The 23,689-nt window shown below is 71.6% G+C and carries 20 protein-coding genes; 4 read left to right on the top strand and 16 right to left on the bottom strand.

Annotation, left to right across the window (positions count from 1 at the left end; translation table 11 throughout):
- Window positions 1-41: 41 nt before the first annotated feature.
- Entirely contained in the window at window positions 42-1,412 is a 1,371-nt protein-coding gene (locus ACT2CW_RS36445) for a cytochrome P450 (protein ID WP_445519639.1), read from the bottom strand.
- Between the two features lie 128 nt (window positions 1,413-1,540).
- Window positions 1,541-3,925 (bottom strand): ATP-binding protein, encoded by a 2,385-nt coding sequence (locus ACT2CW_RS36440; RefSeq protein ID WP_445519638.1) that lies wholly within the window; start codon window positions 3,923-3,925, stop codon window positions 1,541-1,543.
- A gap of 593 nt (window positions 3,926-4,518) precedes the next feature.
- Here ACT2CW_RS36440 and ACT2CW_RS36435 point away from each other — a divergent pair.
- Complete coding sequence (locus tag ACT2CW_RS36435; protein ID WP_445519637.1) at window positions 4,519-5,832, top strand: aminotransferase-like domain-containing protein; 1,314 nt, start codon at window positions 4,519-4,521, stop codon at window positions 5,830-5,832.
- A gap of 25 nt (window positions 5,833-5,857) precedes the next feature.
- Here the strand turns inward: ACT2CW_RS36435 and ACT2CW_RS36430 are convergent, their stop codons facing one another.
- Together ACT2CW_RS36430 and ACT2CW_RS36425 are read right to left on the bottom strand one after the other, a co-directional pair.
- Window positions 5,858-6,904 carry a sensor histidine kinase gene (locus ACT2CW_RS36430; protein ID WP_445519636.1) on the bottom strand — a complete coding sequence of 349 codons (1,047 nt, stop codon included), beginning with the start codon at window positions 6,902-6,904 and terminating at the stop codon, window positions 5,858-5,860.
- Complete coding sequence (locus tag ACT2CW_RS36425) at window positions 6,901-7,539, bottom strand: response regulator (RefSeq protein ID WP_445519635.1); 639 nt, start codon at window positions 7,537-7,539, stop codon at window positions 6,901-6,903. The genes ACT2CW_RS36430 and ACT2CW_RS36425 overlap by 4 nt, the downstream gene beginning before the upstream one ends.
- A gap of 258 nt (window positions 7,540-7,797) precedes the next feature.
- Here ACT2CW_RS36425 and ACT2CW_RS36420 point away from each other — a divergent pair, with 258 nt between their 5' ends.
- A complete protein-coding gene (locus ACT2CW_RS36420) occupies window positions 7,798-8,865 on the top strand; it encodes an alpha/beta fold hydrolase (protein ID WP_445519634.1) in 1,068 nt (355 codons plus the stop codon).
- 311 nt (window positions 8,866-9,176) lie between these two features.
- On the opposite strand, the gene ACT2CW_RS36415 is transcribed toward ACT2CW_RS36420, so the two are convergent.
- The 3 genes from ACT2CW_RS36415 to ACT2CW_RS36405 form a co-directional block, all read right to left on the bottom strand.
- Window positions 9,177-9,671 (bottom strand): hypothetical protein, encoded by a 495-nt coding sequence (locus ACT2CW_RS36415; RefSeq protein ID WP_164426643.1) that lies wholly within the window; start codon window positions 9,669-9,671, stop codon window positions 9,177-9,179.
- A gap of 121 nt (window positions 9,672-9,792) precedes the next feature.
- Window positions 9,793-10,368 (bottom strand): DoxX family protein, encoded by a 576-nt coding sequence (locus ACT2CW_RS36410; RefSeq protein ID WP_164426645.1) that lies wholly within the window; start codon window positions 10,366-10,368, stop codon window positions 9,793-9,795.
- Window positions 10,369-10,492: 124 nt separating this feature from the next.
- Complete coding sequence (locus ACT2CW_RS36405) at window positions 10,493-10,996, bottom strand: metallophosphoesterase family protein (protein WP_164426647.1); 504 nt, start codon at window positions 10,994-10,996, stop codon at window positions 10,493-10,495.
- Window positions 10,997-11,104: 108 nt separating this feature from the next.
- Between ACT2CW_RS36405 and ACT2CW_RS36400 the strand changes: the two genes are divergently transcribed.
- On the top strand, window positions 11,105-11,659 hold the full coding sequence (locus ACT2CW_RS36400; RefSeq protein ID WP_445519633.1) for a tyrosine-type recombinase/integrase: 555 nt from the start codon (window positions 11,105-11,107) through the stop codon (window positions 11,657-11,659).
- 67 nt (window positions 11,660-11,726) lie between these two features.
- On the opposite strand, the gene ACT2CW_RS36395 is transcribed toward ACT2CW_RS36400, so the two are convergent.
- The 6 genes from ACT2CW_RS36395 to manD all read right to left on the bottom strand — a co-directional run bounded on the left by ACT2CW_RS36395 (window position 11,727) and on the right by manD (window position 21,050).
- Window positions 11,727-15,233, bottom strand: coding sequence for a phosphodiester glycosidase family protein (locus ACT2CW_RS36395; RefSeq protein WP_445519632.1), 3,507 nt, complete (start codon window positions 15,231-15,233; stop codon window positions 11,727-11,729).
- 177 nt (window positions 15,234-15,410) lie between these two features.
- Window positions 15,411-15,833 (bottom strand): YchJ family protein, encoded by a 423-nt coding sequence (locus ACT2CW_RS36390; RefSeq protein WP_164426651.1) that lies wholly within the window; start codon window positions 15,831-15,833, stop codon window positions 15,411-15,413.
- 95 nt (window positions 15,834-15,928) lie between these two features.
- Entirely contained in the window at window positions 15,929-16,951 is a 1,023-nt protein-coding gene (locus ACT2CW_RS36385; RefSeq protein WP_445519631.1) for an NAD(P)-dependent alcohol dehydrogenase, read from the bottom strand.
- Between the two features lie 38 nt (window positions 16,952-16,989).
- A complete protein-coding gene (locus ACT2CW_RS36380) occupies window positions 16,990-18,369 on the bottom strand; it encodes an MFS transporter (RefSeq protein ID WP_445519630.1) in 1,380 nt (459 codons plus the stop codon).
- Window positions 18,370-18,402: 33 nt separating this feature from the next.
- Window positions 18,403-19,836: a mannitol dehydrogenase family protein gene (locus ACT2CW_RS36375; RefSeq protein WP_445519629.1), complete on the bottom strand. Its 1,434-nt coding sequence runs from the start codon at window positions 19,834-19,836 to the stop codon at window positions 18,403-18,405.
- Window positions 19,833-21,050: a D-mannonate dehydratase ManD gene (manD, locus tag ACT2CW_RS36370; protein ID WP_445519628.1), complete on the bottom strand. Its 1,218-nt coding sequence runs from the start codon at window positions 21,048-21,050 to the stop codon at window positions 19,833-19,835. The genes ACT2CW_RS36375 and manD overlap by 4 nt, the downstream gene beginning before the upstream one ends.
- 104 nt (window positions 21,051-21,154) lie before the next feature.
- Between manD and ACT2CW_RS36365 the strand changes: the two genes are divergently transcribed.
- Window positions 21,155-21,913: a GntR family transcriptional regulator gene (locus ACT2CW_RS36365; RefSeq protein ID WP_445519627.1), complete on the top strand. Its 759-nt coding sequence runs from the start codon at window positions 21,155-21,157 to the stop codon at window positions 21,911-21,913.
- Window positions 21,914-22,065: 152 nt separating this feature from the next.
- Here the strand turns inward: ACT2CW_RS36365 and ACT2CW_RS36360 are convergent, their stop codons facing one another.
- Genes ACT2CW_RS36360 through ACT2CW_RS36350 form a run of 3 tightly spaced genes read right to left on the bottom strand, consistent with a single transcriptional unit; the run spans window position 22,066 to window position 23,586 of the window.
- Window positions 22,066-22,827, bottom strand: coding sequence for an aminotransferase class IV family protein (locus ACT2CW_RS36360; protein ID WP_445519626.1), 762 nt, complete (start codon window positions 22,825-22,827; stop codon window positions 22,066-22,068).
- Entirely contained in the window at window positions 22,824-23,195 is a 372-nt protein-coding gene (locus tag ACT2CW_RS36355) for a VOC family protein (RefSeq protein ID WP_164426665.1), read from the bottom strand. Before ACT2CW_RS36355 ends, ACT2CW_RS36360 begins: the two co-directional genes overlap by 4 nt.
- Before the next feature lie 19 nt (window positions 23,196-23,214).
- Window positions 23,215-23,586, bottom strand: a complete 372-nt coding sequence (locus tag ACT2CW_RS36350; RefSeq protein WP_182473547.1) for a MerR family transcriptional regulator — start codon at window positions 23,584-23,586, stop codon at window positions 23,215-23,217.
- Between the last annotated feature and the right edge of the window lie 103 nt (window positions 23,587-23,689).

Here is a 23,689-nt window from a genome sequence, read left to right as displayed (position 1 = left end):
TCAAGGGGACTCCCGAGGGGGCGAAGGCCGGGTGCGGCGGTTCAGCGGTGGGCGAGGCGGAGCTGGATGCCGCCGCGCGGGTGCAGGGTGACCAGCGGTTCGGGCTCGACGGGGCGGGCGTCCCGGGGCAGGACGAGCCGGTGTCCGCGAGCCACCGTGGACAGGGCGAGGACGAGCTCGGCGAGGGCGAAGTGCTTGCCGACGCAGACGCGTGGGCCGCTGCCGAAGGGGACGTAGGCGTGCTTGGGCCGCTCCGCGACGCGCTCAGGTGTGAAGTTGTCCGGGTCGAAGGTCTCGGGGCTGTGCCAGAACTCCGGGTGGCGGTGCAGCAGATAGGTGTTGATCAGGATGTTGCTGCCCACGGGTATGCGGTAGCCGGCGATGACGTCCTCCTCGCGCGCATGCCGCATGGTCATGTGCGCGGGCGAGTAGATGCGCAGCGTTTCGTCGATCACGCGCCGGGTGTACTCGAGGCGGGGCAGGTCGTCGAAGGTCGGCACGCGACCGCCGAGAACGCGGTCCACCTCCTCGTGGAGGCGCGCCTCGGCCTCGGGGTGGCGTGCGAGCAGATAGAACGCCCAGGAGAGCGCGTTGGTGGTCGTCTCGAACGCGCCGACGCAGATGTTGAGCACCTCGTGGTGCAGTTGCCCGAGGTCCATTTCGTGACCGTCGTCATCCACGCTGTGCAGCAGCAGGGTGAGCAGGTCCGGCTCCGCCGGGCTGGTGCCTTCCGCCTCCTCGTCGCCGAGGCGCTGTTTGAGGACGCCGGAGATGAAGCGGTCCATGTCGTCGATGGCCCGGCGCAGTCGACGGCGCCGGGGGGTGGGCCAGGTCAGGGGCGGGAAGGGAAACCGGAAGAACGAGCCGAGGACACCGTTGGCGGAGGCGAAGGCCCGCTCGAAGGTCTGGGCGGCCTCGCTCACGTCGGCGCTGAAGAGTGACCGGTTGACGATCCGCAGCGCCAACTGGCCTATCTCGTCGGTGACGTCGAGAAGCCCGTCGTCGCCCGCCGGGCGGCGCTCCCAGCGCTCCAGCATGCTCAGCGTCTCGCCGGTCATGTTCTCGGCGAAACCGGCGACCGTGCGCGGGGTGAAGTGCGGAGCCATCATGCGGCGTTGGCGGCGCCAGCGCTCCTTGTCGGCGATGACGATGAGCCCCTCGCCAAGGACGGGCCGGACTATCTTGAAGAGGGACGCGTCCTTGTCGTAGCGGTGCTCGCCGTCCACGAGGATGTGCTGGATGTGATCCGGATGGTTGGCGAGGATCATGGTGAGGCCGAGCGGGCTGAACCGGAACAGGTCGCCGTGCCGGCTTATGCCGTCGGCGAGGAAGCCGAGTTGATCTCGTTTGAAGGCGAGGGCGCCGCCGAGTATCTCGCGGGTCCCGGCGATGGGTAGTTCTCTTGGCGTCATGAGGGGCAACGAGTCCTTAGCGCGTGCTGTGCGTCGGCGATGTGAGCCACCAGGGTTTTCGGGCAGCGGGCTCGCCGGCATCGACAATCGCCACCGTTACACTCGCCGCGCGCGCCTTCGCGGGGGCTTCAGCCGGTCGAACACCACGACGTCGGCGGGCTGCCGGTAGTCGGGCGGGGTGGGGCACTCCGGTGCGCGGTCGGAGCGTCATTGCGCAGCTGTGCCGCCCAGGCGGCGAGGTGTGCCCGCGAGCGCAGCCCCAGTGTGTTGCGGATGTGCCGGATGTGCGTCTCGACGGTGCGTACCGAGACGTGCACGCGGGCCGCGATCTGGCGGTTGGTGAGTCCCTCCACGACCAGTGCGGCCACGTCCCACTCCCGTTTGCTCAGGGGATGCCCGGACCGTTCCTCCCGCGGGGCGTCGGTCGACCCGTGGTCGAACGCGAGCGCGAGGATCTGGCTACGGGGCATGGCGCCTCCTGCCTCCAGCGATGCCTTGGCGCGTGCCGTGGGCAGCGCCCGGAAGGCGGTCTCGCGCGCCTCAGCGGTGCGCGCGGTCCACCAGGAGGCGTCGCGTGGGGCTCGTGCCCGCATCCGCTTCGCCGCCCCCAGCAGTCGCAGTCCCCGGTCGAAGCGGTAGGCGCGGGTTGCGACCAGCGCCATGCCCTCGAGCGACCGCGCGACATCGCGGCGGTGTTCGGCGTGGCTGCGCATTGCCTCGGTGAAGCACCGCTCGGCCGCTGCCAGATCGTCCTTCTCCAGGGCCAGTGCACCGGCCGTCATCAACACCCGGTGCAGCCAGTGTCGTGGCGCGTGGCGGCGCATGATGGGGAGGACATCCGCGAGCTCGCGCTCCGCGGCACCGAGTTCGCCGGTCTCCACTTGATGCTGGGCAGTCATCGACAGACAGAGGGCGGACAGTGCGTCGTGGCGAAGCCGCGCACCGATCGCCAGCGCCTCCTGGAGATCGGCGAGAGAGGCGGTTCGCTCGTCCCGCAGGTGCTGGATGGTGCCGCGTAGCAGAAGCAGCCGGGCGAGCAGCTGCGGGTGATCCCGGCCGTGTTCCAGCTCCACCGCCTCGTCGATGTGGCGGAACGCGGAGTGGTGGTCGGCGTCCCGGGCCGCCAGTGAGGCGGCCGCCGCCAGGGCGGCAGGGCGGTAGTCCGAGTCCGGGGCGGTGTGGTCGAGGGCCTGTGCCACCAGGTCGGCGGTGCCGGTGGTCCGCCCGTCGGCCGTCTCGATCGCGGCGAGCGCACTGGCCAGGAGCAGTTGGCGTTCGTCCGTACCGGCTTGGAAATGGTGCAGCGCATGGGTGAGGTTGGTGCGCTCTTTCGCCAGCCGTTCCAGCGTGGCGGGAGGGATCACGGCCTCGCCGTGCAGGGGCAGGCACATCGTGGTCAGCCAGGTGACCAGCCGTTCGTACGCCGCGGTTTCCTCGCCCTCGGCGATGAGCCTGTCGTGTCCGAGGCAGCGGATGGACTCCAGGAGTCTGAAGCGGGTGGGGCCGCTGGTGTCGGTCAGCGCAGTGATGACGGATTTGGCTTCCAGGCCGGTGAGGAGCCGCGGTATCGCGGTGGTCGGGGCGGGCAGGTCGGAGGCGACCGCGGCGGCGGTGTCCGGGCCGAAGTCGCCGGGCAGTACCGACAGTCTGCGCAGCAGTGCTTGTTCCTGCGGGTTCAGCAGGGCGTAGCTCCACTCCAGGGAGGCGCGCAGGCTCTGGTGGCGGTCGTCGGCGAGCCGCCAGCCGTTGGTCAGCAGGGCGAGCCGGTCGTCGAGCCGGGTCACGATCTCGGCCGGTGGGAAGACCCGGATCAGCCGGGCGGCCATCTCGATGGGGAGGGGCAGTCCGTCCAGCCGGGCGCAGATCTCGCCCAGGTGTACGGCGTTGTCGTGGGTGAGCTGGAAGCCGGGTACGACGGCGCGGGCCCGGTCCACGAAGAGGGTGACCGCGTCGGAGCGCAGGCATGCGTTGAGCACGGTGTCGGGGCCGGCATCGGACCCGGTGTCGGGCAGGGCCAGGCCGGCCACGGGGAAGATGGTCTCGCCGGGCAGTTGGAGTGATTCGCGGCTGGTGGCCAGCACCCGCAGCCGTGGCCGGACCGGCAGCAACTCGGTCAGCAGCTCCCCGCAGCTGTCCAGTACGTGTTCGCAGTCGTCGAGCAGGAGGAGCTGGTCCCGGTCGGTGCTCTCGGGGCCGTCGGAGCCCTCGGAGGTGGTGGTGACGGAGGGCGGCGTGGTGCCGGGCGGCTCGTCGAGCGCGGTCAGTACCTCCCGCCGGATCTCGTCGGGCTCGGTGTGGGAGCCGAGCCGCACCACCGATACGTCGCGGCGTTTTCTGCGGAGCTCCTGGCCGACCAGTTCCAGCGCCAGCCGGCTCTTGCCGACCCCGGCGGGGCCGGTCAGTGTGAGCAGCCGTACGCCGTCCAGCAGCCGGGCCAGTTCCACGAGCTCGTCGGTGCGGCCTACGAGGCTGCTCAGCTGGGTCAGCGGTCCACCGCCCAGCGCGGTGTCCATGCCGCCCGCCTTCTGCCTCGACCGATACGCGCGCTGTCGGCAGGCGTTGGAACAGTAGCGTGCCCGGGAGAGGGACTCACCGGAGTGTGTGGGGCTGGACAGCGGTTCACCGCAGGTGCCGCATGTGGCAGTGGACAAGGGTCACCCACCTTCGGGTCAACGGTCATGGACATACGAGGGAAGGGCGGGGCCGTACGGGTGCATTGCCGTCCGGCGGCGGTCGGCGGTCGGCACTCGCAGGCGGGCGACGTCAGAGCGTGCGCGTCCGGCGTGTGCGAAGCGGCGAAGCCGTCGACGTCCGCTCTGAACACAGCTGTGACCTGGTAGGACGGAGGTGAATCGATCGCTTACGACCCGAGAGGCTAGGGAGCGTTCTTGTGCGAAGTCTGTGGGCCGCCGAGCGGACGGCCGGGGCGTGGCCCGGCCGATCGGCGCCTACCCAGCGGTCTGTGCTCGGGCCACCGTCGCTGGACCGCCTCGGCCGGTGGATCTTCACGGCGGGGCGGTGAGCGCGTAGAGTGACGATGCTTTGGCCAGGGTGGGAACGACGCTGGCAGCGCTCACAATCTCGCGGGTAGGAGGACGCCAGGCGGATGAGACTGCATTCGTCCTCGTTGCACAGCTCGTTGCGGGATCCGGTCCTCGGTTCGATCGGATTTCTGAACGAGGTGATGAGCCGCTATCCGGAAGCGATATCCTTCGCGCCCGGCGCGCCGCATCCGGACACGTTCGAGGATATCGACACCGAACGGTACGTTGATAAATTCATCGATTATCTCGTCCACACCGGACGGAGCCCGGAGCAGGCCCGCCGACTGCTTTTCGAGTACGGGCCGAGCCGGGGCATCATCAACGGCATCGTCGCTGATGCCTTGCGCCGGGACCACGGGATCGACGCCCCCGAGAACACGCTCGTCATGACCGTCGGTGCCCAGGAAGCGATGCTGCTCGTGCTGCGTGCGCTGTTCCGCTCGGCCGAGGGCGTGCTCGCGGTGGCCAATCCGTGCTTCGTGGGCATCATCGGGGCAGCCCGGCTCCTGGACATCGATGTGATTCCGGTCGACGAGACGGACGCCGGGATCGATCTCGACGGTTTGGAGCGGACGTGCCGTTCCTCCCGGGAAGACGGCCGGCCGGTTCGTGCGCTGTACGTCGCACCGGACTTCTCCAATCCCGGTGCGGCACATATGTCGCTTGGCGGCCGTCGGAGACTTCTCGACCTCGCGGAGCGCGAGGGCTTCCTCGTCATAGAGGACAACGCTTACGGGTTCACGGCGGCAGCCGGAGCCGAACTGCCTCCGCTCAAAGCGCTTGACACCGCTCGCAGTGTGGTGCATATCGGTACCTTTGCCAAGGTTGCCTTCCCGGGGGCCAGGGTCGGCTATGTGATCGCTGATCAGCCGGTCGGCTCGGCGTCTGGCGGCACATCACTGCTGGCGGACGAGTTGGCCGCCGTGAAGAGCATGGTCACCGTGAACACGTCCCCGCTGTGCCAGGCCGTGATCGGCGGGATGTTGCTGGAGCACGGAGGCTCCGTGATGGAGCTGAGCGGTCGCAAGTCCGAGATCTACCAACGGAACCTGACCTGCCTGGTTGACGCGTTGGACCGGCATCTGGGAGACGGATCGCATCCCGGAATCCGCTGGAACCGCCCTAGCGGTGGGTTCTTCGTCCGCATACGTCTGCCCGTCCCCGTGGATGCCGCTCTGCTGGAGGTGTCCGCGGCCAAATACGGTGTGCTGTGGACTCCGATGCGGCAGTTCTACCTGGATCAAGCAGGTGATCACCAACTTCGGCTCTCATGCAGCTACCTCGATCCCGAACGGATCGAGGAGGGGGTGCGGCGCCTGACCGCCTTCCTGTCGGAGGAAGTCGAACGCCGGCGGGACAGCGGCACTATTGGCTGACGTGGATGTTGGCGGTGGCGGAGAGCTACGTGGCCCTGGGGCGTCGCTTGGCGTGGCGGGGTATCAGGAGGGACACATGGGTTCCCTCACCGGGGGTGGAACCCACGGTGAGGTGTCCGTTCAGCAGGTGGCCGCGCTCGCGCATGGCCGACAGTCCGGTACCCGTGGAGACCACCGTGCGGGGCGCGGACCGGTTGACCGGGGTGGCAGGCGGATGGGCCATTCCGCGGCCGTTGTCCCGCACCGCCACGGTGATCGCGTGATCGTCGCTGTCGAGTTCCACGAGAAGACGGCTCGCCTCGGCGTGCTTGACCGCGTTGTTCACCGCTTCCTGCACGATGCGGTAGATGTGGGCCTGGGCCTCTGGCGACAGTTCGTCCCCGAGCCGGCTCCACTCCGCTCCGACGCGCAGTTCCGCCTCCAGCCCGAAGGTCTCCCCGGTGCGCCGGCACAGCGTCTCGAGGGCGGGCGCGAGGCCGAGCTGGTCGAGGGCGAAGGGCCGCATTTCCACGATCAGGTGCCGTAGCGAGGTGATCTGGTTGGTGATCAGGCCGCGCGCCTGGTCGATGGCGTCCTTCATGGCGGCGGGCTCGCCACTGACGGTGGCGGTGGACAGCACGATCTGGACGGCGACCAGTTCTTGAAGCGTCTCGTCGTGCAACTCACGTGCCCAGCGCCGCCGTTCTCGCTCCTCGCCGTCGCTGCGGGCCTGAGCCCGCTCCCGGGCGAGACTACGGCGGCGCGCCACCGCGCCGCGGCCCAGCATGGCGGCGCAGCCGATCAGCAGGAGAGGCACGATGTTCAAGCCGTTGAAAAGCGGCTCCTTGGTCATGCGGACCAGTTGTGACACCGCGAGGATGAGGGCGAGCCCGCACAGGGCCGCCAGCCACGCCCGCCGGACGGCGGTGTTCAGCGCCGCCGCGATGATGAGGACGACGGCCGCGCCGAGGGAGAGCCGCATCACCCAGCGAGGCTGCTGCTGGAGGACCTCGATCGCGAAGGCGATGACGAGGAGCGCCGCACCGGCGGCCTCGGTGATCGGGCCGGCCTTGGCCCGTGGCGAGCCGTTCATCCCAGCAGTCCGCGCTCGCGCGCCGCCGCGATGAGCTCCGCCCGGGTCTCGGTCTTGAGCTTGTCCCGAATCCTGGCGCGGTGCGTCTCCACCGTCCGGACGGAAACGTGGAGACGTCGCGCGATCTCCTGGTTGGTGTGGCCCAGGGCGAGCAGCGAGAGAATCTGAAGCTCGCGCGCTGTCAAAGAGGCCTCGCCATCGGTGCCGGGAGCGCCGGTGTCCGCGATGGCCAGCCGGGCGCCCATGGCGGGCTGGAGGTAGGTGGCTCCCTGCGCGACCTGGCGAGCCGCACCGACCAGTTCTTCCGCCGCCGCTTCCTTGAGCAGATATCCGGCCGCCCCGATCCGCAGGGCCGCGCGGGCGAACGCGGGATCCTCCTGCATCGTGAGGATCAGAATGCGGGTGCCGGGGGACGCCGCGAGCAGGTCGGGTATCGAGGGCAGGCTGGATTGACCGGCCATGGTGAGGTCCAGGACCAGCACGGACGGTTGGTGCTCGGTCACGGTCGCCACCGTCTCCGGGACCGTGGAGCTCTCGGCGACGACCTCCAGGGAATCGTCCTGCGACAACAGCACGCGCATGCCCGCACGGACCACAGGATGATCGTCGGCGATCACCACGCTGAGGTGCGACACGGCATCCACTCCCTGTTCAGCGCGGTCGGCAGGCACGGGAGTAAAGGTACTCGGCGAGTCCGGCCGGTCAGCGCCCCAGGGCAGCGGTGCGGCGATCGGGCGAGCTCCGGAAGTGGCGGCTGCGGGAAACCCGCAGGATGTCTGCGGACGGACACCGAGGCCCCGAAGGCGCCGGAGCACCACTATGGCTGCTCGGAGCACTCAGTCGGGCGCGCTGCCCGCGCTGCCGGCACAAATAGAAACGGTTCAGGTTCACAGATGATCGACAGGCGTACCTTCGGCAAGGCCATCGGCGCGGGGGCGGCGGGAACGGCCGCCGTATCCCTGACCGGGCTGAGCCACCCCTCGTCGGCAGCGGCCTCGTCGTCATCCGGGCCCGGCGGCGCCGACAGGGCGGCCCCGGCGCCGATGTCGCACCCCGGCGGCGGCTCCTTCCCGGCGCTGAAGCGGGTCGAGGCCGGCGAGCTCACCATCGGCTACGCCGAAGCCGGCCCGGCCCATGGACCGGCCGTCGTCCTCCTGCACGGATGGCCGTACGACATCCACAGCTACGCGGAGGTCGCGCCCCTGCTGGCGGCCCGGGGCCACCGGGTCATCGTCCCCCATCTGCGCGGCCACGGCACCACGAGCTTCCGCTCGCCCAAGACCTTCCGCAACGCGCAGCAATCGGTGATCGCCCTCGACATCATCGCCCTGCTGAACGCCCTGAAGATCGAGAAGGCCGTGTTCGGAGGCTTCGACTGGGGCTCCCGGACCGCCGACATCATCGCGGCACTCTGGCCGGAGCGGTGCAAGGCCCTGGTCTCCGTGACCGGTTACCTGATCACCAACCGGGAGAAGAACAAGCAGCCGCTGCCGCCGTCGGCCGAGTGGGCATGGTGGTACCAGTACTACTTCGCGACCGAACGCGGTGCGGTGGGCTTCGAGACGTACCGACACGATTTCGCGAAGCTCATCTGGCGCAATGTCTCCCCGACGTGGAACTTCGACGACGCCACCTTCGAGCGCACGGCGGCGGCGTTCGACAACCCCGACTACGTCCCCATCGTGGTGCACAACTACCGCTGGCGGCTCGGCCTGGCCAAGGGCGACCCCCGCTATGACCGGCTCGAGGCGCGGCTGGCGGCCGCGCCCGACATCGCGGTGCCCACGATCACCCTCGACGGTGAGCTGGATCCCTTCACTCCGGCCGGTGACGGCGCGGCGTACCGGTCCAAGTTCACCGGCCCCTATGACCACCGAACGCTCCAGGGCATCGGCCACAACGTGCCGCAGGAAGCGCCCGAGGCGTTCGCCGAGGCCGTCCTCGACGTGGACCGATTCTGAGGACGTCGACCGATTCTGAGGAGGATGAGATGACACCCGGAGAGCCCAGGCCCGCCGATACCGCCGATGCCGCCGAGGCAAGGCGGCGTGCCAGGTTCGGCACGCTGCCGGAGCGCGTTCGTGCGGAGGACATGGTCGAGGAAAGGCCCGCTACGGCACCGGACTCGGCGAGAGACGCGTACGACTCCGACGCATGGCTCGTTCGTACGTGTCTGTGAAGGGCCCCGCGCATACGAGGGCGCCGTCCGGATGGGGACGGCACCCTCGTATCCGCGGCCTTTCCAGCCGTTTCCCGACACCGGGACCCGGTGCTATCTCGGCATCTCCGTCGCGGTGCCGTTCACCGTTCCGGTGGCACGCGTCGGGCGTTCCAGGATGCCCCGGGCATCGGGCGGGGCCGGATCCGGTGCGCTGGTGGTGTGCTGCGGGCCCGTGGACTCGGCGGAGCCGTTCGCGGCGCCGTTGTGCGGATGCGCCGAGCCGCCGTTGATCTTCTCGATCGCCTGCCGGGCCTGCTCACCGGGGGAGCGGGCCGCCAGCGGCGGCGAGGTGTGGGACGCGGTGGGCGTGGGCTGGTTCCGCTCCCGCTCGGGTTTGGCGTGGACACCCATCGTCTGGGCCGTCCCGTGGCGCAGGCGGTGGCTGACCGCCTCGTCGAGGCTCACCGGCCGCTGTGTCTGGGCCGCCAGCCGGCCGGCCTCCTGGCCCAGGGCGGCGACCACGTCCCAGGGCAGATGGAGCACCAGGCGGACTTCGGCGTCGCCATCCGGCAGCGCCTGGATGGGAGGGATGAACCGGTCATTCATGGAACGGGGCCTCCGGTCTCGGTATCGGCCTGTGCGGACGACGCGCGTCCCCGTGGGCAGGACGCACACAGAGCCATACGGGGAACCGGCCACGCGCGTTCACCTGACCGCCGGAGGGCTGTCAGTTCTTGCTGAGCAGGATCGTCACCGTCGCCAGGATCGCCGCCAGCACCAGCAGGGCGATGCCGTAGATCAGCCGCTGCGACCGCAGGACCGGGAGGAACGCGTCGAGGGAGATCCGGCCGGCGCCGGACAGTGCGAGCCCGGCCGCGCCGACGCCCACGAGCAGCGGAAACTCGAAGCCGCCGAAATAGCCGAGCGGGGTGGAGGCGGCCACCGCGTTGGCCATCGTGCCCGCGACGGCCGCACCGGCGAGCGGGGTGAGCAGCCCCACGGCGAGGCCGAGGCCCCCGAAGGTCTCGGCGATCCCGGCGATCACGGCCATGGCCTTGGGTGCCGGATAGCCGAAGTGCGCGAACGCCACCGCCGTCTTGTCGATGCCCAGGCCGCCCCACCAGCCGAAGAGGTGCTGCGCGCCGCGCGCCGCGACGATCAGCCCGACGCCGAGCCGGATGACCAGCAGCCCGACGTCATGGGCGAGGAGTACGTGCGCCGCGGACCTGTGCGAGTGCGGGGCGGGTGCGGAGGCGTTCTCCGGTACGTGCTCCGGGCCGTTCTCGTAGGGGGAATAAGACATGGCGCCCTCGTCTGGTCGGGCTTGGCGCGGATCGCCGAGCCGATATCCGATATGCACCTTAAGTACTCTTTATTCCACCAGGGTGCCGGGTTCAATCCGGATGCCCGTCGGCGGCGGCGATCGGTCAGTGGCGGGGCGGCAGCCGGTGCAGCTCCACGGCGGTCAGCCGCCCGGCCTCGATCGCGGCCGTCAGATATGTACAGTACGGCTGGCGGCGCCGGTCGGTGGGGGAGCCGGGGTTGAGCAGCCGCAGCCGCCCCTCGGCCGTGCTGTCCCACGGGATGTGGCTGTGGCCGAACACCAGCACATCGAGGTCGGGGAACCGCTCGGCACAGCGCCGCTCCCGCCCCTTCGACTGGCCGGTCTCGTGCACCACGCCCAGCCGCACCCCCGCCAGCTCGGCCCGGGCCACCTCGGGCAGCCGCGCCCGCAGCTCGGGCCCGTCGTTGTTGCCGTACACCCCGATCAGCCGCCGCGAGCGCGCCTCGAGCAGATCGAGGGTGGCGAGGTCGACCCAGTCGCCCGCGTGGATCACCACATCGGCGTCCGGCAGCCGCTCCAGCAGCTCGCCGGGGAGCGCCTTGGCGCGCCGGGGCAGATGGGTGTCGGACATCAGCAGAAGGCGCACACGGACGACCGTACCGCCGTGCGTCCCTTGACGCGTCCCTTGACGAGGGCATCGGTGGAAGAAATAGTGTGCCAAGCGGCTCGATCGGGAGGCTCCCAGGGGGTGGACGTGGCGGCGCGGACGGCGAAGGACACGGCGCGGGACCGCTATCCGCGGCCGGTGGTCACGGCGGCGGAGGCGGAGTGGATCTGGCGCCGGCTGTCGGTGGAGGCGATGGAGGACGGCGTGAAGCCGGAGACCGTACGGCTCGCCGTGGTGGTGGGCCTGGCGCGGGCCAGCGGCGCCCGGTACGGCGGGCTGCTGCGCTGCACCGTGTCGGCGCTGGACCTGGACTCCGGATGGGTGACCATCGAGCACGGCAAACACCGCGTCCCGCGCCGGCACGGCCTGGACCGCGGCACCGTGCTGGTGCTGCGCCGCTGGCTGCGGGTGCGTCAGGAGCTCTGCGCCGAGCTGGAGGGGTCGGTGCCGGAAGCGCTGCTGCTGACGGTGCACCACACCCATGACAACGGGGTGACCGTGGTCGCCGGACTGCCCATCACCCGGCAGGGTCTGGTGCTCTCCTGGCGCCGGTTCGTCCACCGTACGAACGCCCGGTACGCCGGTCGCCGCCCTCCGCTGCCCACCCGCTTCGAGCAGGTACGCCGCGTCTGGGACACCTGAGCGCGGCGGGGGCGACTGGATCTGGTGGGGGCGGGGCGCTCAGGCCGCCCCGCCCCCACAGGACCGGCTAGGCCGCGGGTGCCGCGGCCGCCGCGGTGACGGTGAACCGCGCCTGTGCGATGGCGCCGTTCACGCTCACCGCGAGGGTGGCCGTTCCCGGGCGCAGCGCGGTCAGCTTGCCGGTCGCCGGGTCGTACGCCGCCACATCGCGCCGCCCGGCGCCGTCCGGATCGCCGATGTGGAGGTTGGGCGAGCCGGTCCAGTCCGCGCTGAGCGGGAAGCCGACCGGCACCCGCCGGGCAGCGGTCCCCTCGCCCTGGAGGACGGTCGCGGTGACATCGGCGTCCTGCCCGGTGCGCAGTTCGGCCGGGGCCGTGACGGTCAGCCCGTCCACATGGGCGCGGGTCTGTACGGACACCCAGTCCGGGCCGCCCTGCCACGGTGCGTGGCGGGCGGCCGCCTGGTCCCGCGCCGAGACGTGGTCCACGCCGACCATCGACCAGCCGGTGAAGCCGCCCTGGCCGGGCGGGGTGGCGGGGTTCTTGCCCGAGTTGCCGTTGATCAGGTAGGGGACACCGTCCACCCGGGAGGCGTGGAAGGTGCCGACATGGCTGCCGATGAAGCCCGCGCCCTTGCCCGTGGTGCGGCGGAAGTCGGCCAGCCAGCCCTCCAGCAGCGCCGCCTCCTTGCGGTCGCCGAGCTGGCTGCCCTGCTGCGGGGTGGGGTCACGCGGCGGTACGTGCTCGATCACCATGACCGAGCCGATGTCCGGGTCCTTCGCGGCCGCGTCCAGCTGGGCGCGCAACTCCTTGATCTGGTCGAAGCCGCCCGCGCGCAGCCCCAGCCGTGAGGTGTCCAGGGTGAGGAAGCGGGTGCCCCGGTGGTCGAACGTGCGGTGGACGGGCCCGAATTCGGCGGTGAAGTTGTCGATGGAGCCGCCCATCACCTCATGGTTGCCGGGCACGTAATACCAGGGCAGCTCATCGCCCAGCTCCTCCTTCAGCACGGTGCGGGCGAAGGAGAGATCGGCGGGGGAGCCCTCGTCCACCAAGTCGCCGTTGATCACCAGGAAGTCGGGCTTGGCCACCTTGATCTCGCGCAGGGTGCGGCGGGCCTGGGCGACGATGGGGCTGTTCGGATCGCGGGCCACGAACTGCGCGTCGGACATCACCGCGAACCGCCAGTCGCGTCCCCGTACCTGGGCGGCGGTGGAGATCAGCGGATCGGGGCGCACGCTCTCCGTGGGCAGTTCGACGGAGGGCGGCACCCGTGCGGTGAGGTCGTCGATGACCACACTGCCGGTGTACTGGCGGGTGGCGGAGGTCTCGGCGAGGTAGAAGCGGTTGACCTTCAGCGGATAGGCGACCCCGGCCGGTACGGCGAAGTCGACATGCCGCCATCCGGTCCAGGTGACATACGGTCCGCGGAGCAACTGGTCGGAGCCCGCCGCGTCCTTGAGGTGCAGGGTGGGCCAGGCCCCCTTGCCATCGCCCTTGATCCACAGACCGAAGGACTGCGGCTGTCCGTCCACCGCGATCTGCTGGGGCGGGGTGACATAGGCGGCGCGGGTGGCCGTGGACTGGGTGAAGTCGTAGTCCAGCGCGAGCCCGGTGCCGGTGTGCCCGTCGGGCGTGGCCTCGGCCGAACCGGAGGCGCGGGCCTGGCTGAAGGTCCAGCGGTCGGCGTCGTCGAAGGACGCCTCCTGCCGCTCGGTCAGGCCGACGGTGACGGCGAGCACCGTGGTCGTGGTGCCGACGGCGACCTTGACCTGCCCCGCGGCCTGGTCGTGGCGCGCCTTGACGGTGAAGGTGCCGGTCCGGTGGTCCGGGGCGATGTCGAACAGCGCGTGGTCGTACGACAGTCGCACATCGGACGGTTCGACGGGGGCGCTGGTGCCGTGCGCGTCCAGGCCGACGATGCCGAACCGGCCCGTGGCCTCGGCGTCGGCCAGGCCGACCAGCCGGCTGGTGGGCTGGATCCGGTCCAGCCGGTCCAGGACGGTGAGGTCGAGGTCGCCATGGGCGGCGCCGCGCCGGGCGGTGATGGTGGTGTCACCCCCGTGGCGGGCGGTGAAGGTGCCGTCGCCGTCGACCCGGCCGATGTGGGAATCGTCCGTCCGCCACTGCGGCGCGCCCTCGGCGGGGCCGTAGGTCTCGTCGTAACCGGCGGCGGTGAGGCGGCGGGTGAGCCCGGGGAAGACCCGCTCGGGGTGGCCGCCCCGGACCGGATCCGCGGTGGGCGCGGACGCGCGATCCATCGCGGTGTCCACCCAGAAGCCCTTGAGGCGGCCGCTGCCGTCGGGGGCGGTGAGGGCCAGGCCGTTGGGGACGGTGCGCTCGGTCCCGTCGGACGGGCTGTTCTCCACCCGGGGGGTGTCGCTGCCCGGCTCGCGGGCGACGAGCGTGGAGGAACCGCCGCCGTCGAGGTTGAGGGCGCTGTAGGCGCCCGCGTCCTTCATCATCAGGCCCAGTTCGGTGAGGGTGACGCCGCCGCTGTCGGCCTGCCGCCCGTCCACGGTGAGGATCCGCATGGTGCGGCCGTCGCGGGAGAAGCCGACCGCGGTGCGCGGCGCGGTGGCGTTGTTGCCCTCGCCCTCGTGGCCGACCGCCTTGCCGTCCACGACCAGCAGCTCGCGGCCGCCGACGGCGGTGCGGGGCAGGTCGCCGCCGTCGGTGCGGGGCCGGTACTCCATCGACACCGCGTCGCCGACGGCCAGTTCGGACAGCGTGTCGGCCCCGGCGTCCCGGCCGACCAGCACGGTCGCGCCGGACGGGATCGGGCCCTTGCCGGGCGCGCCGGCCGCCTGGGTGACCTTGCCGTCCACGACCGTGACCTCGGCGGTGCGCCGTGCGCCGTCCACGGTCTGGGCGCGGTCCGCCTCGCCCCACTGGGCGGTGTACGCCCCGATGCCGGTGGCCGGGACGTTGGCGGCGTTGAGCGCCGCGAGCGGGTGGGGGCCGTCGGGGAGGGTCAGGGTGCCGTCGAAGTAGAGCTGGAGTACGCGGCCGGCGTCGGCCGGGCCGATGCCGACGGCCCGTGCGGGCCCGGTGGCGGAGGCGGAGTTGACGAGGCGGCCGTCGCCGATGCCGTTGCCCTCGGGGGCGCCGGTCTGGTTGATGTCGAAGAAGTCACCGTTGATGGCCGCGACCGTGCGGCGCCCCGGCCCGGGGTCGTGCGCGGCGGCCAGTTGGGAGACGCTCCGGCGCTCCGCGACCTTGTCGGGGTGGAGATAGTCGACCTTGGTGCCGCCGGCCAGGTCCACCGACAGCGAGTCGACCCGCAGCCATTTGTCCGACTCCAGCCGGTCGTACGAGGTCAGCCGCACCCCCGGGGCGACCGGGCGGGAGGAGCGGGCGGTCTCCACCCCGTCGCCGTCGGCCACGGACCGGGTGCCGGTCGCACCGCTGGCGGCGGGGGGCGCGACCGGGCGCAGCATCTCCGAGGACGACCGGGGGACGGGTTCGGGCGCCGGGGCGGGGGTGTTGTCGGCGGTGGCCTGGCCGGCGGCGCCCAGCACGAGGGCGGACACCGCGGCCAGGGCCGCCAGTGGTCTGGGACACGCGACAGGAGGCACGGCAACTCCATGGGGCCAGGGGACACGCGTGGTTCACACGCACAGCGCCCCAGCATCGCCCCGGAGTTGACCGGGCACCAGAAGGCGTCGGCGACGACACGGGAAACAAATGACCAAGTCGGTGCGGACCGTGATCGCGGACGCGGGGTGGGTGTGGGGGTGGGGGTGGGGGTGGGGTCAGTCTTCGGTCAGACCGTCGAGATAGACCCAGGCGCCCTCGTGGCGTACGAAGCGGCTGTTCTCGTGGAGCGAGCCCGTGCGGCCGCCCTGGGTGTAGTGGGCGCGGAACTCGACGGTGCCGGTGGTGTGGAACGCGCTGCCCTCGGTGGTGCCCAGGATCTCCAGGCGCACCCAGCGCAGCCCCGGGTCGAGGTCCGCGCCGGGCGGCCGGGTGGTCGGGTGCCAACTGCGCAGCAGATACGCCTCGTCCCCGACGGCGAAGGCGCTGTAGCGCGAGCGCATCAGCTGCTCGGCGGTGGTCGCCTGGGCCTGGCCGCGGTGCAGCCGGCCGCAGCAGTCGTCGTAGGCCGCGGGCAGCCCGCAGGGGCAGGTGGCCGGGGTGGGGCGGGCCGGCCGCGGGCGTCGGGTACGTCGGGACATGATCCCCATTGTGACGGGTGGGACGGACGGGATGCCGCCCGGTCCACACCCGCTCAGGGCCCGATGAGCCCGATGGGTTTGATGGTCCCGATGAGTTAGTTGGGCTCGATGACGACCTTCAGCTGTGCCGGGTCGGTGAGCGCCGTGTGGAGCGCGTCCGCCGAACGTTCCAGCGGGAAGCGCGCGGTGATCAGCGACTCCAGGTCGACCCGCCCGGTGGCGGCCAGGGACACCGCGGCCGGGAACTCCCCGGCGTAGCGGAAGGCGGTGACCAGGCTGAGTTCCTGGCGCTGCATCCAGGCCAGCGGGAGCGCGGTCCGGGGCTGGGGCGGGTTGCCGACGGCGACCAGGGTGCCGCCGGGGCGCACCGCGTGGGCGGCGGCGGCCAGGGCGGCCTCGATGCCGGAGCAGTCGAGCGCGATGTCGAACAGCGGCTCCCGGGGGAGGGGTTCGCGGGAGGTGTCCAGGATCCGGTCGGCGCCCAGGCGGTGGGCGTGGGCGAGCCGGCCGGGGTTGACGTCGGTCACCACGGTCTCGCCCGCCCCCACCGCGCGGGCGGCCTGGAGGACGAGCAGGCCGATCGGCCCGGCGCCGGTGATCAGCACCCGGTCCCCGGCCGCGACGCCGCCGCGGCGCACCGCGTGCAGGGCCACCGCGAGGGGTTCGATGAGCGCGCCGGAGGTGAGGGGGAAGCCGTCGGGGAGGGGGTGGGCGAACTCCGCGGGTACGGCCAGGTGTCCGGTCAGGGCGCCATGGGTGGGCGGGGAGCCGAAGCAGCGGCCCTGCGGGCACTGGTTGTAGCGGCCCGCACGGCAGGCGCGGCAGCGTCCGCAGGGGATGGCGGGCTCGATGGCGACCCGGGTGCCCGCGGGCAGCGGGCCGTGGCCGTGGCCGTGGCCCGCCACGACCGTTCCGGCCGCCTCGTGGCCGAGCGCGGTGGGGGAGCGGAGCACATTGGGGCCGTTCTCGCCATGGGCGTAGTAGTGCAGATCGGAGCCGCACAGCCCGACCGCGCCGATTGCCACGAGGACCTCGCCGGGGGCGGGCCCGGGGATCGGGTGCCGCTCGATGCGCACATCCTTCGGGCCGTGCAGGATCGCGGCGGTGGCGTCGTTCATCGGGTGGTTCTCCTGGTAGGCGGGGACGTGGAGGGGGCTCAGACGGCGGTCGGCCGCAGCGGTTCGACGCGCTTGATGACTAGGCCGTAGGTGAGGGCGCCGACGATGCACAGCGCGCCGGACAGCATCAGCGGGGCGACGAAGGAGTGGTGGAAGAAGCCCAGCAGCAGACCGGTGGTGGTCGAGCCGAGCACTCCGGCGAGGTTGGAGGCGAAGTTCTGGATGCCGCCGAGCGAGGCGACATGGCGTGGGGTGGGCGCGACGTCGGCGGGCAGGCTGGCCACCGAGGCGGCGGAGAAGGCCAGGCTGGCGTAGCTGACGGACAGCAGGGCCAGGGCCCACATGGCGCCGGGGACGAGCACGGCGAAGGCGATGACGGAGGAGAAGAGCATCCCGCACACCAGACAGGTCTTGCGGGCCCGGGTCACCGACCAGCCGCGGCGCAGCAGGGTGTCGCTGGTCCAGCCGCCGAGCAGGCTGCCGCCGATGGCGACGATGCCGGGCAGGGCGCCGTAGAAGCCCAGTTTGAGCAGGTCGAAGCCGCGGGCGTCGACGAGGTAGCTGGGGAACCAGGTGATGAAGAAGTAGATGACGTAGTTGAGGCAGAAGAAGCCGATCATCATGCCCCAGACCGTGCGGTGGCGGAACAGGTCGCGCCAGCGGACGGCGGGCTCCTCCGGGGCCGTCGTCTTCTCGGCGGGGTTCTCCTCGAGCCGGGCGCCGCCCGCCGTGACGTAGGCGCGTTCCTCGGCGCTGAGTCCGTCGTGCGCCGAGGGTTCGCGGTACGCCTTGAGCCACAGCGCCACCCACAGCAGGGCCACGGCGCCGGTGACCCAGAACGCCATCCGCCAGCCCTGCCAGGCGATCAGCGCGGTGACGACGGGGGCGGCGACGGCGGTGCCGGCGCGGGCGCCGTTGTCCCAGACGCTGTTGGCCAGGGCGCGTTCGCGGACCGGGAACCAGCGGGAGACGGACTTGGCGCAGGAGGGGTACGCGGGGGCCTCGCCCGCGCCGAGGGCGAGGCGGGCGAAGAGCAGGCTGCCGATGCCCCGGACGAATCCGGTGCCGACGGTGACCAGGGACCAGATCAGCCCGCCGATGGCGAACATGCGCTTCTCGCCGTAGCGGTCGATCAGCGCCCCGGCGGGCAGCTGTCCCAGCGCGTAGGTCACGAAGAACATGCTGAGGATGACGCCCTGCCACTCGGGGCCGATGTGCAGGTCATCGGTCATATAGGGCAGGGAGATGGAGATGGTGGCGCGGTCGACGTAGTTGACGGTCATGCCCAGGAAGCAGAGGAAGACCATCAGCCAGCGGGTGTTGTGGCGCGGCCCGCGGGGGCGCGGTGGCCCGGTGGCGGCCTCGTCCTGGGCCGCGGAGGGCTGGTCGGTGGCGGGGACGGCTCTGGGGGTCTTCAAGGCGGCTCTCCTTGGAAGGGGCGGTGCGTGGGGTCAGCGCGGTGGCCGGGCGCGGGGGGCCAGCTCCGCCTGTACGGACGCGATGAGGGCGGTGTCGTCCGCGAGGTCCTCGGCGCCCAGCAGCCGCAGCAGCCGGCGCGGGGCCTCGGTGTGCGGACCGTCCCAGGCGCGGCGCAGCTCCTCGGCGCGGGGATCGTCCAGGGGGTGGTCGCGGGTGCGGCGGGCCCAGGTGGCGAGGGCGGTGGCCAGGAGCGGGGTGTCCCGTCCGGCAGCGCGCAGTTCGCGCAGCGGGGCGAGCCACCGTTCGGGGATCTTCTGGGATCCGTCCATGGCGATCTGCTGGATGCGGTGGTACATCGCGGGGTTGGCGAAGCGGTCCACCAGGCTGTCGATGTAGGCGGGGAGGTCGAGACCCTCGGTGGGCGGCAGGCTCTGCGCGGCCTCGGCGCAGTAGGCGCGTACGGTCTCCTCGCCCCAGGGAGTGGCCAGGACGTCGGCGACGGTCTCACACCCGTGTTCGAGCCCGAGATGGGCGAGGAGCGAGTGGGAGCCGTTGAGCAGCCGGAGCTTGGCGAGCTGGTAGGGGCTCACATCGGGGACGAGGCGCACCCCGGCCGCCTCCCAGTGCGGGCGGTCGGCGGCGAAGATGTCCTGGAGCACCCACTGGGTGAACGGTTCGCCGGTGACCGCGCCCGCGTCGTCCACGGTCAGGGCACGGGCGGCGGTCCGCCGGTCGGTGTCGGTGGTGGCGGGGACGATGCGGTCGACGACGGTGGCGGGGAAGGCGACCGAGCCGGTGATCCAGTCCAGCAGGCGGTCGCGGTCGTCCCATGCGGTGGCGGCGATGAACTCCCGTACCAGGCGCCGCAGTACCGCGCCGTTGTCGGCCATGTTGTCGCAGGAGACCAGCGACACCGGGGGGCCGCCGGCCCGCAGCCGGGCACGCAGCCCCGCGGCGAGCTGTCCGGCCACGCTCGCGGGCGCGGGCCGTCCGGCCAGGTCGTCGTGGATCAGCGGGTCGTCCAGGGCGAGTCCGCCGGTGGCGGGGTCGCGCCGGTAGCCCTTCTCGGTGACGGTGAGGGTGACGACGGTGACCTCGGGGGAGGCGAGGAGCGTGCCGAGCCGGGCGCCGTCGTCGGTGGCGTGCAGCACCTCGGTCACGGTGCCGACCACGCGGGTGGCCGGGCCTTCGGGGCGCCGTTCGGTGAAGGAGTACAGGCCGTCCTGGGGGCGCAGCGCGTCCACGACGGACCGGCTGCGCTGGGTGACACCGGCGATGCCCCAGCCGCCGCCGTGCGCGGCCTCGGCGGCTTCGGTGTAGAGGGCCTGGTGGGCGCGGTGGAAGGCGCCGATGCCCAGGTGCACGATCCGGGGGCGCAGGCCCCGCGGGTCGATGGGCGGGCGGCTTCCGGCGGGGACGCGGTCCAGGGTGGCCAGCGACAGGCGCGGCGGGGAGTCGGCGGTCACCAGTCGTGCACCGACCCGTCGGTACGGCGGCTCACCGGGAGGTACTTCGGGTCGTACGGGAAGCGGGCGGCCGCCTCCTCGTCGAGCTCGATGCCGAGGCCGGGCGCGGCCGAGGGGTGCAGGGCGCCGTCGATCAGCTCGTAGGCCGGCCGGAACACCTCGTGGGTGAGCGGGTCGTGCGCCATGTACTCCTGGATGCCGAAGTTGGGCACGGTGACATCGAGGTGGACGGCCGCCGACATGCTCACCGGGGACAGGTCGGTGGCGCCGTGCGAACCGGTGCGCACCTGGTACAGCTCGGCGAGGTGGAAGATCCGCCGCAGATGGGTGATGCCGCCGGCGTGCACGACCGAGGCGCGGATGTAGTCGATGAGCCGCTCGGTGATGAGCTGCTGGCAGTCCCAGATGGAGTTGAAGACCTCGCCGACCGCGATCGGGGTGGTGGTGGACTGCCGGATCTGGCGGAAGGATTCCTGGAGCTCGGCGGGGGTGGGGTCCTCCATCCAGAACAGCCGCAGGTCTTCCACGCTGCGGCCGAGCCGTCCCGCCTCGGTGGGGCTGAGCCGGTGGTGGACGTCGTGCAGCAGGTGGAAGCCGAAGCCGAACCGCTCGCGGACCGCCTCCAGATAGCGGGGCGCGAAGTCCAGATACGCCTCGGTGGACCACGGCTGCTCCTCGGGCAGCGCGCCGGTGGCGGGCTCGTAGACGGTGGCGACGGTGCCGTGGCGGATGCCGTAGGTGCCCGGTGAGCCGGGGACGGCGGCCTGGGCGCGGATCGCCCGGTAGCCCATCTCCTGGAAGCGGGCCACGTCGTCCAGCAGCTCGGGGACGTCGCCGCCGCTGGCGTGGCCGTAGACCAGGGCGCCCTCGCGGGCCTTGCCGCCCAGCAGGTCGTACACCGGGAGGCCCGCGACCTTGCCCTTGATGTCCCACAGCGCGGTGTCCACGGCCGAGATGGCGGTCATGGTCACCGGGCCGCGGCGCCAGTAGGCCCCCTTGTAGAGGTAGTGCCAGGTGTCCTCGATACGGGCGGGGTCGCGCCCGATCAGCAGCGGTATGAGGTGGTCCTCCAGATAGGAGGCGACCGCGAGCTCGCGGCCGTTCAGGGTCGCGTCACCGAGACCGGTCACGCCGTCGGAGGTGGTCACCTTCAGGGTCACGAAATTGCGACCCGGCGAGGTGACGATGACCTTGGCCTCCGTGATCGTGGCCATGCGTGCTCCTCACTGAAGCGGGCTCCCGGGGTGGAGTCCGGGCTGTCGGTCGGCTACCATACAAGTACGTCAGCGAGCGGAGTCAAGGGTTGGGAAGGGGCCAGATGGCATCGGCGGAGGGATTGCACGCGGCGCGCTCCCGGGGGCGCAACACCCGGCAACTGGTCCATGAGGTGCTGCGTTCGCGCATCGTCGGCCTGGAGCTGAAGCCCGGCTCGGCCGTCTCGGAGAACGACCTGGCGGCCGAGCTCGGGGTGAGCCGCACCCCCGTCCGCGAGTCGCTGATCCTGCTCGCCGACGAGGGGCTGGTGGACATCTACCCCCAGATGGGCACGTTCGTCTCGCGCATCCGGGAGCGCGATGTGGCCTCCGCCCAGTTCATCCGGGAGGCCCTGGAGTGCGCCGCGCTGCGGGACGCCGTCGGCAGGGCCGGCGCGCGGGACGTGGCGGAGCTGCGGGCGCTGCTCACCGCGCAGGAGGAGGCCGACCGCCGGTCCGACATGGAGGGCTTCTTCCAGCTGGACGAGGAGTTCCACGCCCGGCTGATGGCCGTCAGCGGCCACGCCTCGGCCTGGCCCGTCGTCAGCCAGGCCAAGGCCCAGCTGGACCGGGCCCGCAGGCTGTCACTGCCGATGACCCAGCAGATGTCCCTGCTCATCGGCCAGCACCGCGAGGTGGTCGACCTGCTGGAGGCGGGCGATCTGGACCGGGCCGACGAGTCGCTCCGCTCCCATCTGCGGCTGGTCTTCAGCGATGTGGAGAAGATCCGCGCCAAGCACCCCGAGCTCTTCAGCGACGAGGACGCCCCCTTGCGTCCCCGCCGCGACAGCGCCCGGCGCACCGCCTCCCAGCGGGACCGCTAAGCGCTTCGCTGGAAGTGCCCCGACCTGCCGTCGATCGTCTGCGGCGCCGTCGTGGCTGGTCGGCCCACGCGGCGGAGCCGCATATCGAGACAGCCGCGGCGGAGCCGCACATCGACACAGCCCGCGCCCCTTCGGGGCGGCGCCCGGCATCCTCAGATCGCGTCCCACTCCACCGCGTCGTACGCCGCGCCCACCCGCCGCATCAGCTCCGCGTCGACCGCGTACTCCACCTCGTCGATCCGCCGCACCGGCGCGAACCCCTGTGAGTTGGTGAGGAACGCCGACCGGTAGGAGGAGAGGTCGGCGAGGGTGACGCGGCGGCGGGCCGAGGGCAGGCGCGGGGCGAGCAGGGCCATGGTGATGCCGAGCAGTGAGGGGGCGTCCGGCCAGATCACGGACGAGCCGTCCCAGAAGGCGATATTGGTGATCGCGCCCTCGGCCACCACGCCCTGCGGGTCGGTCAGGAGAGCCTCGTCGTGTCCGGCGCGGTGTGCCGCGGTGAGGTAGTGGTGCTGGCCGAAGCCGCCCAGATGCTTGATGTGGGGGACCTCCCGGACGTAGGGGACCGACATCACGGACTTCGGCTCCGTGGTCATCGCCTGCGGAGGACGCACCGTGACCATCAAGGTGGCCCGCTCGTCGCCCTCGGGCCAGTAGACATACACCCGGAGCGAGGCGTCCCGGACCCCGGCGCCCTCCAGGGCGTGCCGGATGTCCGCCCGTACGCGCGCCTCGTCGAGGTCGCCGCCGAACAGTTCCCGGGTCGCCGAGCGCAGCCGCTCGAGATGGAGATCGAGGCCGCGGACCCGGGCGTCCCTGATCTGCATGGCCGTGAAGTGCCCATAGCTGGTGAGCGCGGGCAGCCGCAGGGTGTCCGCGGTGGCGGGCGATCCGTTGATCTCGATGTGGCTCATCCGTCCACCTCCCCGGGCTCCCGGCGGTGGGTGAGCACATTGACCACCCGGCCGTTGGGGTCGCGGACGAAGAAGCGGCGGACGCCCCACTCCTCGTCCCGCAGGGGGTGGACGATCTCGGCGCCGCTGTCGCGCACCGCCGCGTAGACCGCGTCCACGTCGTCCACCTCGATGCTCAGATCGGGGACCACCGGCCCGGTCCTGTCGTCGGTCATCACGCCGATCTGGGCCGTGGGGTTGGTGGGGGAGGCGAGGGTCATGACCCAGCCGAGGTTCATCACCTCCTCGAGCCCCAGGAGGCCGTAGAACTCCCGGTTCTCCCGCATCGCTGCGGACCGGACGTTGGGTACGACACGGCGGACGGTCATCGTGGGCTCCCCCGGTGGTTCAGCTGGTGGTGTGGTTACCGATCACGGCGTCAAGATACTCGGAGATCGCGTCCCGGTTGCGGGTCAGGCAGTCGATGCGCCGGGTCATGCGGTCCCGCTCGTCCTCCAGCGTGGTGATCATCTCCGGTGTGGCATCGGAGAAGTGAATGAGCCGGGGCTTGTCGAGACACGGCAGGATCTGCTTGATGATGCGAGTGGGCAGCCCGGCGTCGAGCAGGCCCCTGATCTGGAGCACCCGGTCGACGACCCGCTCGTCGTACGAGCGGTAGCCGTTCGCGCAGCGGTCCGGCAGGATCAGCCCCTGCTCCTCGTAGTAGCGCAGCAGCCGGCGCGGTGTGCCGGTGCGCTCCGACAGCTCTCCGATGCGCATGTGCGGGTCCCCTCACCTTCACATCCATGTGAGGGACGCAGCGTAACCTCGGGGCGGGCGCACTCGCGAGGGGAGGAGGCGCCGGGAAAAGTGCCAGGTGATT

Source organism: Streptomyces sp. NEAU-174, from assembly GCF_052665095.1.
Note: the sequence above shows the minus strand (reverse complement) of the source record. Positions and strands in the feature narration are given on the sequence as shown.